The sequence below is a fragment of the Candidatus Photodesmus anomalopis genome, assembly GCF_000731785.2.
GTDB lineage: Bacteria > Pseudomonadota > Gammaproteobacteria > Enterobacterales > Vibrionaceae > Vibrio > Vibrio anomalopis.
The window spans coordinates 80,786-91,155 of the sequence record NZ_JGVJ01000001.1 but is presented as its reverse complement, the minus strand read 5'-3'; the positions used below and the strand labels follow the sequence as shown (position 1 = coordinate 91,155).

The following is a 10,370-nucleotide window of genomic DNA, read 5'->3' as shown; positions in this document are numbered from 1 at the left end:
TGTTGTTCAGCTAGCCTTTTTACTTCTTGTTGTTCAGCTAGTCTTTTTGCTTCTTGTTGTTCAGCTAGTCTTTTTGCTTCAGATTTGTATTGATATTTTGTTTTAAAATCATGATCAATAATCATAGCTTCAAGCATATTTTCAGATTTTTTAAAGTTTAATCTGGATGTTGATATGTCAAAAACTATCTCTTTCGATAAAGATATAAACAGAAACACATGAAGACCAATTGATATAGCAATAGGTTTTAAATGAATTTTTTGTTTTTTTCTATGATATATCATGAAATAATGAACTTTATTCCTTGATATCTGTTAATAATCCAACTTTGCTAATCCCAGCATAACGTAAGGCTTCCAGCAAAATAATAATTTTTGAGTATGGTGTTAAAACATCACCACCGATAACTACTATTGAACTTGGTTGAATTAGTAATTCTTTTTTTACTCTCAAAATTATGCTTTCAATTGAAAAATTTTGTTGCAATTTTTTATTATTAACACTCAATCCTAACTGACCTTTTTGATTAATTTCTATAACAAGAAAGTTAACATCTTTTTCCTTTAGTAATGCAGAAGCAGATTCAGCGGCCATATTTGGTAAATCTACATCAACCCCTTTAAAAAATAATGAAGATGATGAAACCATAAAAATAATTAGAAGAACTAACATAACATCAATGTATGGAACAACATTAATCTCAGATATTATCTTTAAATTTCTAGTCTGACTATACATTACTGTTCCTGTGCTAACATCACTAAACGATATAAAATGCTATAGAATTCTTCTAAAAAAATATTATAACTATTTTCAAGTTTACTCACCTGAGTGCTAAAATAATTGTAAGCCATCATGGCTGGAATCGCAGTAAAAAGTCCGATTCCAGTAGCAACGAGTGCTTCAGCAATACCTGGAGCCATCATTGTGAGACTTGCATGATTTGTTCCTCCACCTAAAGAAATAAAAGTGTTCATAATACCATATACAGTTCCAAATAGACCAATATAGGGACTTATAGAAGCTATAGTAGCTAAAAATCCAAGATCTGTTGATAATTCATTAATTCTTTTCGAAAGCACAATACGCATTGAACGCTTCGTACTTTGCATTATAAATTCAGGAGAATTAGAATTTGATTTACGCAGTCGAATAAATTCTCTAAAACCTAAATAAAAAATCTCCTCAGAACCTGAAATTTTATCTTTACACTTTTTAACATCCTGGTAAAACTTAAAAAGGTCTGCTAAACTAGATCCAAATTTATCTTCAAAAATATCTTCATGTTTAAATGCTTTAAATAAAATCATGCTACGTTTGATAATGAGAGTCCAAGAAACAATTGATAAAAAAAACAATATAAATATCACTATTTTTACCAGAAAACTTGCTTGTAAAAATAAATCAATAACTGAGAAATGAGTTATCATCTGTAATTAACACTCCAACAATGGCTAGAATTTGCTTAATCGCATACTTTCAAAAAATAAAAAACAAATAACTGCCTAATAATAATTTTTATGCTACATTCCACAGAAGTTTTAAAAAATTTTAATAATGAATGATGCATCTTGCTCTGCATGAAATGACAATAAAAACGAACATTGCATTTGAAACAAATCAACTATTTTATCTATATAAAAGAAAACAAAGATACTTTTACATCGTTTTTTTTAATCCAAGATGGAAATAGGCCTTTTCTGTAGCAACCCTCCCCCTTGGTGTACGTTGGATATAACCTCCTTGAATTAAGTATGGTTCTAGAACATCTTCTATAGTATCTTTTTCTTCAGCAATAGCTACTGCTATATTATCAAGTCCAACAGGCCCTCCAGAAAACTTAGTTATTATTGTCAATAATAACTTTCTATCCATATAATCAAAACCTTCTGTATCAACATCAAGCATATCAAGTGCTTGAGAAGCTAAGTTTAAAGAAATATGACCATTACCTTTTACTTCAGCATAATCCCGAACACGACGTAATAAACGATTAGCTATACGAGGTGTACCTCTAGAACGACGAGCAATTTCTAAAGCACCTTCAAGTTCTATTGAAATACCAAGATAATTTGCAGAACATAGTATAATATTCTTCAAATCCGCTACGTGATAATACTCTAAACGTTGAGTAATACCAAAACGATCACGAAAAGGTGATGTTAAAGATCCTGCTCTAGTAGTAGCGCCAACTAAAGTAAACGCTGGAAGATCAATTTTAATTGACCGAGCGGCTGGTCCTTCGCCTATCATAATATCTAACTGATAGTCCTCCATTGCCGGATATAAAACCTCTTCAATGATAGGATTTAAACGATGTATTTCATCAATAAACAAAACATCATGTTCTTCCAAATTAGTTAAAATTGATGCTAAATCCCCTGCTTTTTCAAGTATCGGTCCAGAAGTAGAACGAGTATTAACTCCCATCTCATTAGCTACGATATTGGCCAAAGTTGTTTTTCCTAAACCAGGAGGTCCAAAGATTAATAGGTGATCAAGAGCTTCATCACGTAATTTTGCAGCTTTAATAAAAAGTTTCATTTGAGAACAGACATGTTTTTGTCCATGATAATCTGATAACTTTTTAGGACGGATTGAGTCCATAACAATATCTTTTCTTTTAGAAAAAGAATTATCTAGTCTTATTAAACGTTCTGATTCAATCATTATATCTATCCTTAATCAATAATTGGAGTATAATACATCTATCTGTAAAGCAAATACTTCAACTCATTGATTTTAGAGCTGCATAAACTAAACATTCACTTGTCATATCTGGTTTTGCAATCTGAGATACAATTTTTGATGCCTTCATTGGTTTATAACCTAAAGCTAATAAAGCACTAATTGCTTCTTCTTGAGCATGAGCATGAACTTGAGGCAATGCTAATTTTTTATTTAAAGCAGATTCATTTAATATAGAATTAATTGGTCCTTCAAAATTCCCATCTTTAAGGCGATCTTTCATTTCTAAGATTAACCGTTTTGCCGTTTTTTTACCTACACCAGGAAGTTCTAATAGAGCTGAAATATCTTCTCTTGCAACACAAGAAATAAATTGACTGGCTGACATTTTATAAAGAATGTTCAATCCTAACTTTGGTCCGATACCATTAGTTTTTATTACTTCTCGAAATAAAGCCCGCTCTTTTAGAGTATTAAATCCATAAAGCAACTGAGCATCTCCTCGAATGATAAAGTGAGTATAAATAATCACCTTTCTCCCAACATTTGGGAGATTATCAAAACAACTGATTGGCATTTGCATTTCATACCCAACACCATTCACATCCATTAATAACTCTGGCGGTCGTTTCTCAAGAAGGATTCCATGAAGACGTCCAATCACAATAAACCTCTCTAAATTAAAAATCAAAGATATTTTCTTTTCTTTGATATATGAAGGTTATTAGATAATAAATTAATAGTTTTATGTGTATGTGCATGACAAATAGCTACACCTAAAGCATCAGCAGCATCAGAATTTGGCTTTTTAGTTAATTTAAGTATATGTTGAACCATAGTTTGAACTTGATTTTTTTCAGCACGACCTGTGCCTACTACTGCTTGTTTAATTAAACGTGCAGCATATTCATATATAGGCAATTCTAAATTTTCGGCTGCAACAATTGCTGTTCCTCTAGCTTGACCTAGTTTAAGAGCTGAACTTGCATTTTTAGCGATAAAAATTTGCTCAATCGCAAATACATCAGGTTGAAATTTAGAAATAATTTCGGTAATTCCAAGATATATTTTTCTTAATCTTCCCGATATTTTTTCTCCTTTATTTAAAATACATCCACTGTCTAAATAAAAAAGGTTAGGACCTTGTTGATCAATAAGTCCATACCCAGTAGTACGAAAACCAGGATCAATACCTAAAATAATTGACATGTAGTAATCCTTTAACTTGCTGATATTAGATGTTTTTCTTTTTATTTGATACAGACAAATTCAATTCTTCAAGCACTAATGATTTTATAAAACTTGGTGCACTAGTCAACAAACAAGCTGCTGAGGTTGTTTTAGGAAATGGAATAACATCACGTATATTTTCAGTACCACAAAGTAGCATGACCAAACGATCTAAACCAAATGCAATACCAGCATGAGGTGGAGTACCAAATCTCAAAGCATTCAGTAAAAAACCAAATTTTTCTTGTTGTTCATGTTTTTTAATTCCTAAAAGTTCAAAAACTGCTGATTGTATATCTCTATTATGAATTCGAGCAGAACCACCACCTATCTCATAACCGTTCAAAACCATATCATAAGCACTAGAAACTATAGAAACAGGATCAGTCTTTAGTTCTGTTACGCTTAAATTTTCTAGAGGCGATGTAAAAGGATGATGCATAGCATAAAAGTTACCTTCATTATCCTTTGAAAACATCGGAAAATCTATAACCCACAATGGAGCCCAGATAGAATAATCTATTAATTTAAGGTCCTTACCTAATTTAATACGAAGAGCACCTAACGCTTCTGTAACAATATTTTTCTTATCTGCTAAGAATATAATCATATCACCAGATTTAGCTTGAGTGCGATCTAATATACTATTAATTATTGCATCACTCAAAAATTTAGCGACTGGTGAACGAATAGCATTTTTAATACCAATACGTAAATCACCAATTTTCATCCATGCTAAACCCTTAGCACCATACATTTGAACAAATTTAGAGTAATTGTCTATTTTTTTACGACTCAAAACAGCACCACCAGGCAAACATAGAGCTGTAACACGACTATTTATATCATTAGCAGGAATTGAAAAAGTTTCAAATGTAATACATTTTACAAGATCTGCAATATCAATTAACTCTAATGGATTACGTAAATCAGGTTTATCAGAACCAAAACGACGCATTACTTCACTAAACTTCATCACTGGAAATTTACCTAAGTCAATACCTAGTAATTTTTTCCACATATTACAAATCATTTTTTCAGTAATTGCTTGAACATCTTTTACTTTCATAAATGAAGTTTCAATATCAATTTGAGTAAATTCTGGCTGACGATCTGCACGCAAATCTTCATCACGAAAACATTTAACAACTTGATAATAACGATCAAAACCAGATATCATAAGCAACTGCTTAAATAATTGAGGAGATTGAGGTAAAGCATAAAAACTACCTTTTCGAGTACGGCTTGGTACCAAATAATCACGAGCACCCTCTGGAGTTGCTTTTGTTAGTACTGGTGTTTCAATTTCTAAAAAACCTTTGGCATCTAAAAAATTACGCATAAACCTTGATGCTTCAGAACGCAGTTTTAAACGTTTGTACATTTCAGGACGGCGTAAATCTAAATAACGATATCTTAAACGCTGTTCCTCTGAGTTGTCTTGCTTAAAATCAATAGGCAAAGGTTCACTTCGATTAATTATTTTTAACATTGTAGCAAGTAACTCAATTTCTCCAGTTGGCATATCCTCATTTATCTGTATTAAAGGACGAACACGAACAATACCTGTGATAGCAATACAAAATTCATTACGCAACTCATTAGCAATAGAAAAAATCTTAGCAGTATACGGTTCAATAACAACTTGAACAACACCAGAGCAATCTCGCATATCAATAAAAATTAGTCCGCCTAAATCACGACGAGAATGAACCCAGCCACAAAGTTTTATAGTTTGTCCAACAATCGATTTATCAAGTTCACCAGAATAATGAGTACGCATTAAAAATCTCTCTAAAATATAATCCTTTAAATATCATACATTTTTATGAACATTCTCACTACTGAATAAGAAAGGTTAAAGCTAGTCTAAAATAAATATACATGACTTAATCAATTATAATATATTTAAAATATCGAAAATATTCTTTGTATTTAAGATGACAATATTAAATAATCTGCCATATAAATTACCTTTCAAAATATGACAGACAGCAATGGATATGAATGACAATAAAGACACTCTTTTTTCAACATTAGTTGATAGAGTTACTGACTTTACTTTTAATGAACAAGTAGCTCAAGTCTTTCCAAACATGATTCAACGTTCTATTCCAGGATACAATAATATTATCTCAACCATTGGTATATTGGCAAAACGCTTCGCTAAACCCTATTCAAGAATATATGATCTAGGTTGTTCATTAGGTGCCGCAACGATTTCAATGCATAATCAAATTAATCAAAAAGGATGCCGGATTATCGCAGTAGATAGTTCAAATGCCATGGTACAACGTTGCAAAGCGTATCTTAACAAACATCAATTAACTATTCCAATTAAAGTGATTAAAGCAGATATTCGTAATATTAAAATTACTAATGCTTCCGTTGTTGTACTAAATTTTACACTACAATTTATTAATCCAAAAGATAGACAAAGCTTACTCGAAAACATCTACTCAGGTCTTCGTTCTGGTGGAATTTTAATTTTATCTGAAAAGTATATTTTTGAAAATGACGTTTTAAATAAACTTTTAATCAAACTTCACCATGATTTTAAACGCAAAAATGGATATAGTGAACTAGAAATAAAACAAAAGCTCATCGCACTTGAAAATGTAATATATCCAGATTCAATAAAAACCCATAAAATACGATTTAAGGATATTGGTTTTTCAAGCAATGAAACTTGGTTCCAATATTTTAATTTTGGTGCTATGATTGCAATTAAATAACTTTCATTTATATTCATTTAATATGTAAAAATGATTAATTTTTCTAGTTTTTATGAAGTTATCTCTCAAACTACTTCTCTTCAACCTTGGTTAAATACTTTACCTAAACAATTAACATATTGGATAAATGCTAAGAACTCAAATTTTAATCATTGGATTAAAATTTTAAATAAAATTCCGGATACCATACCGGATAATATTGACTTAAAATACTCAGTTTCTATATCTAATAATCACATGATAAATGCAGGAAGGCTTAAACAAATAGAACAATTATTAAAAAGTCTTTCTCCATGGAGGAAAGGTCCATATTCTATATATGATATTTATATTGATTCTGAATGGCATAGTGATTGGAAATGGAATCGTTTGCTCCCACATATATCAAACCTAAAAAATCGTGTAATCTTAGATGTTGGTTGTGGCAATGGTTACCATCTCTGGCGTACAGTAGGTGAAGATACTCAGTTGTCTATAGGAATTGATCCTTCTCGATTATGTTTTATTCAATTTGAAGCAATTAGAAAACTACTTGGGAATGATCAACGAACTCACCTATTACCTTTAGGTATTGAGCAACTTCCAAAACTTAAAGCTTTTGATACGGTTTTTAGCATGGGAGTATTATATCATCGTCGGTCTCCTATTGATCATCTTATTCAACTTAAAGATCAGCTTAGATCAAAAGGTGAATTAGTTCTCGAAACGCTAGTAATTGAAGGAGATCAAAATACAGTACTTTTTCCAGTAGATCGCTATGCTCAAATGCGCAACATATATTTTATTCCTTCAGCATCTGTATTGAAAATATGGCTTAGAAAAACAGGATTTAAAAATATACGAATTGTAAATACACAAACTACGAACATTAATGAACAGCGTCAAACCAAATGGATGATGCATAATTCATTATGTAACTATCTAGATACTAAAGATTCTAGTAAAACAATTGAAGGCTATCCAGCTCCAAAACGAACAATATTAATTGCTAACAAACCTTAAATATCTTAATAGATACTGACCGTTACGTTAAGATGAAACAAGCATTTTATTTTAGTCGAAAGGACGAATTTGCAATTCATATCTATTTTTATAGTAAAACAAAATAGATCCATGATGATTCCAATCTCCAAGAACAATTCTAATTTTATTACCTTTGTCTGTATTTAATTGATGAATGTTTGGTATATGCGTATGACCATGAATCATTAAATCAACATTATGTAAATCAAAAACTTTTTCAACCTCACTAGCTGTCACATCCATAATATCCAATGATTTAAACTTCTTTTTTCCCCTAACATTAGATTGAATTTTATTTATAATAATCCTCTTAAAATATACAGGAATGCAATTAAATAACCATTTCAACCAGGGTTTTCTAACTTTTTGTCGATATTTTAGATATTTTACATCACGTGTACATAAAGTATCACCATGTAAAATAACTGCTTTACGATCATATAAATCTATAACTGCTTCATCTGAAAGTAATCGTATTCCTGTATATTCGGCAAAACGTGTACCAATTAAGAAATCTCTATTACCTCTAATAAAAAAACATGGAACACCTGAACTAGTCAATTTTTTAAGCTCATCTTTAATTAGTGTAGCAAAGCTGGAATTATCATCGTCGCCAACCCAAAAATCAAATAGATCACCCAATACATATACTCTATCAGCTTTAGAAGCTTCTTCACGCATAAACCTAATAAAACAATTAGTAATTTTAGGCAATAAAGGTGTTAAGTGAAGATCTGAAATAAATAATATAGTCATGATAAGAGTCGTATACCAGCTAGCTGATCCTTCAAATAAATAATAAGTTTTAAAAAACTAATAATAATTGTAGAGTATACAGATAGAAATAGTAGATAAAAAACACCTCTAATGAAAAAAAACCTTAATCACTAATAAAAATGTCATGCTAAGAATATATAACACACTAACAAAACAAAAAGAAAAATTTAAACCGATTTCTGATAATAAAGTTGGGATGTATGTCTGTGGGGTAACTGTTTATGAGCTTTGTCATATTGGCCATGCTCGTACGTTCTTATCTTTTGATATAGTCTCTCGCTATCTACGATACCTAGGTTATGAACTGACATTTGTAAGGAATATTACTGATATTGATGATAAGATCATTAATCGTGCTTCTGAAAATGGTGAATCATGTAAATCTCTTACTCAACGCTTGATTTCTGAAATGCACAATGACTTTGATAAATTAAATATTAATAGACCTGATATTGAACCTCATGCAACCCAATATATAAAGGAAATCATAAATTTTATCAGAAAATTAATAAAGCGTGGTTTCGGTTATATAGGTAATAATGGAGATGTTTTGTTTGATGTTAGTAAGTGCCATCATACTATTAATTATGGAAAACTATCAAATCAAAATCTTAAAAAGTTACGGATAGACATTACTATTGATACTCAAAAAACGAAGCGTAATCCACTAGATTTTGTATTATGGAAAATGTCAAAACCTGGAGAACCTGCTTGGAATGCACCTTGGGGTATGGGACGTCCAGGTTGGCATATTGAATGTTCAGCGATGAACTCTGCAATTCTAGGTAAGCATTTTGATATCCATGGAGGCGGATCTGATCTTAAATTCCCTCACCATGAAAATGAAATTGCACAATCATGCTGCGCAAATGATACTCAGTATGTAAATACTTGGATGCATACTGGCATGATGATGATTAATCAAGAAAAAATGTCTAAATCTCTAGGTAATTTCTTTACAATCCGTGAGTTATTACAACAATATAATCCCGAAACTTTACGTTATTTTTTAACATCAGGACATTACCGTAAGAAACTTAACTATACTAAAGAAAGCCTAAAACAGGCAAATTCTTCTTTAAAACGCTTATATACTTCTTTACTAGATTTGAATATGGATATCCCAATCAGCACTAAAGATGAAAAATATTATGCAACTCGTTTTATTGATGCGATGGATGATGACTTTAACACGCCAATAGCTTACTCTATTTTATTCGATATGGCTCACCATATTAATCAACTTAAAACTAATAATATCTATAAGGCTAGTGCTCTTGGAAATTTAATGCTTAAACTTGCAAATATAATTGGTATTCTTTACCAAAAACCAGAAACTTTTTTAAAAGGAAAGAAAAAGAATATAAATAAAAATCAACTTTCAGAGATTGAAACTCTTATTAAACATCGTAATGATTTACGTGCTTTAAAAGATTGGTTTAATGCAGACATAGCACGAAATAAACTAGAGCAAATGGGCATTATTTTAGAGGATACTAAAACAGGAACAAATTGGCGTCGAAAATAATAATAATACGCTAATAATTTTAAATTTTAAAAAATAAAAAGTTAAACTAAATAATTATAGTAGCAATAAAATAAACAATTAACGAGAACGGAAAACAATGCGACCTTTCGATAAGTCATAAGGAGTCATTTCAACAGTTACTTTATCTCCAGTAAGAATACGAATATAATTTTTACGCATTTTACCTGAGATATGAGCAATAACAAGATGACCATTTTCTAATTCAACGCGAAACATTGTATTTGGCAAAGTATCAAGAACAGTGCCTTGCATCTCAATTACATCTTCTTTAGCCATTTTATCCTCTTCTAAATTAATTTTGGTAAAAACAAGTGCCTTTACAGACACAATTTTTCCGTTAAAATATACTCTGAATGGTATTTTACCTT

Annotated in this window: 11 protein-coding genes and 1 pseudogene; 3 read left to right on the top strand and 9 right to left on the bottom strand. The window is 30.8% G+C overall.

The features are described from left to right. From CF66_RS00365 to aspS, 7 genes and pseudogenes are all read right to left on the bottom strand, one after another. A pseudogene (locus CF66_RS00365) lies at positions 1-284 on the bottom strand (hypothetical protein); the annotation flags it as partial. 13 nt (positions 285-297) lie between these two features. Further along, a complete protein-coding gene (locus tag CF66_RS00360) occupies positions 298-738 on the bottom strand; it encodes a biopolymer transporter ExbD (protein ID WP_034411100.1) in 441 nt (146 codons plus the stop codon). After that, positions 738-1,430 carry a protein TolQ gene (gene tolQ / locus CF66_RS00355; protein WP_034411098.1) on the bottom strand — a complete coding sequence of 231 codons (693 nt, stop codon included), beginning with the start codon at positions 1,428-1,430 and terminating at the stop codon, positions 738-740. Before tolQ ends, CF66_RS00360 begins: the two co-directional genes overlap by 1 nt. Positions 1,431-1,659: 229 nt before the next feature. Next, positions 1,660-2,670, bottom strand: a complete 1,011-nt coding sequence (gene ruvB / locus CF66_RS00350) for a Holliday junction branch migration DNA helicase RuvB (RefSeq protein WP_016504056.1) — start codon at positions 2,668-2,670, stop codon at positions 1,660-1,662. A 58-nt stretch (positions 2,671-2,728) separates the two neighbouring features. Next, complete coding sequence (gene ruvA / locus CF66_RS00345; protein ID WP_034411095.1) at positions 2,729-3,352, bottom strand: Holliday junction branch migration protein RuvA; 624 nt, start codon at positions 3,350-3,352, stop codon at positions 2,729-2,731. Between the two features lie 23 nt (positions 3,353-3,375). Further along, positions 3,376-3,897, bottom strand: a complete 522-nt coding sequence (ruvC, locus tag CF66_RS00340) for a crossover junction endodeoxyribonuclease RuvC (protein WP_034411093.1) — start codon at positions 3,895-3,897, stop codon at positions 3,376-3,378. 25 nt (positions 3,898-3,922) lie between these two features. After that, positions 3,923-5,701, bottom strand: coding sequence for an aspartate--tRNA ligase (gene aspS / locus CF66_RS00335; protein ID WP_034411090.1), 1,779 nt, complete (start codon positions 5,699-5,701; stop codon positions 3,923-3,925). Between the two features lie 220 nt (positions 5,702-5,921). On the opposite strand from aspS, the gene cmoA reads away from it, so the two are divergent. Together cmoA and cmoB are read left to right on the top strand one after the other, a co-directional pair. Further along, positions 5,922-6,653, top strand: a complete 732-nt coding sequence (gene cmoA / locus CF66_RS00330) for a carboxy-S-adenosyl-L-methionine synthase CmoA (protein WP_155993913.1) — start codon at positions 5,922-5,924, stop codon at positions 6,651-6,653. Between the two features lie 30 nt (positions 6,654-6,683). Then, positions 6,684-7,655: a tRNA 5-methoxyuridine(34)/uridine 5-oxyacetic acid(34) synthase CmoB gene (cmoB, locus tag CF66_RS00325; protein ID WP_016504051.1), complete on the top strand. Its 972-nt coding sequence runs from the start codon at positions 6,684-6,686 to the stop codon at positions 7,653-7,655. Between the two features lie 51 nt (positions 7,656-7,706). Here cmoB and lpxH read toward each other — a convergent pair whose 3' ends face one another. Further along, positions 7,707-8,432, bottom strand: coding sequence for a UDP-2,3-diacylglucosamine diphosphatase (gene lpxH / locus CF66_RS00320; RefSeq protein WP_016504050.1), 726 nt, complete (start codon positions 8,430-8,432; stop codon positions 7,707-7,709). A 145-nt stretch (positions 8,433-8,577) separates the two neighbouring features. Here lpxH and cysS point away from each other — a divergent pair, with 145 nt between their 5' ends. Then, positions 8,578-9,981, top strand: coding sequence for a cysteine--tRNA ligase (cysS, locus tag CF66_RS00315; RefSeq protein WP_034411087.1), 1,404 nt, complete (start codon positions 8,578-8,580; stop codon positions 9,979-9,981). A 78-nt stretch (positions 9,982-10,059) separates the two neighbouring features. On the opposite strand, the gene infA is transcribed toward cysS, so the two are convergent. Continuing rightward, a complete protein-coding gene (infA, locus tag CF66_RS00310; RefSeq protein WP_016504048.1) occupies positions 10,060-10,278 on the bottom strand; it encodes a translation initiation factor IF-1 in 219 nt (72 codons plus the stop codon). Positions 10,279-10,370 lie beyond the last annotated feature (92 nt).

Coding starts and splice junctions, on each gene's coding strand:
- cmoA (WP_155993913.1), top strand. CDS start 5,922: ATGAATGACAATAAAGACACTCTTTTTTCAACATTAGTTGATAGAGTT.
- lpxH (WP_016504050.1), bottom strand. CDS start 8,432: ATGACTATATTATTTATTTCAGATCTTCACTTAACACCTTTATTGCCT.
- CF66_RS00360 (WP_034411100.1), bottom strand. CDS start 738: ATGTATAGTCAGACTAGAAATTTAAAGATAATATCTGAGATTAATGTT.
- ruvC (WP_034411093.1), bottom strand. CDS start 3,897: ATGTCAATTATTTTAGGTATTGATCCTGGTTTTCGTACTACTGGGTAT.
- aspS (WP_034411090.1), bottom strand. CDS start 5,701: ATGCGTACTCATTATTCTGGTGAACTTGATAAATCGATTGTTGGACAA.
- cysS (WP_034411087.1), top strand. CDS start 8,578: ATGCTAAGAATATATAACACACTAACAAAACAAAAAGAAAAATTTAAA.
- tolQ (WP_034411098.1), bottom strand. CDS start 1,430: ATGATAACTCATTTCTCAGTTATTGATTTATTTTTACAAGCAAGTTTT.
- cmoB (WP_016504051.1), top strand. CDS start 6,684: ATGATTAATTTTTCTAGTTTTTATGAAGTTATCTCTCAAACTACTTCT.
- infA (WP_016504048.1), bottom strand. CDS start 10,278: ATGGCTAAAGAAGATGTAATTGAGATGCAAGGCACTGTTCTTGATACT.
- ruvB (WP_016504056.1), bottom strand. CDS start 2,670: ATGATTGAATCAGAACGTTTAATAAGACTAGATAATTCTTTTTCTAAA.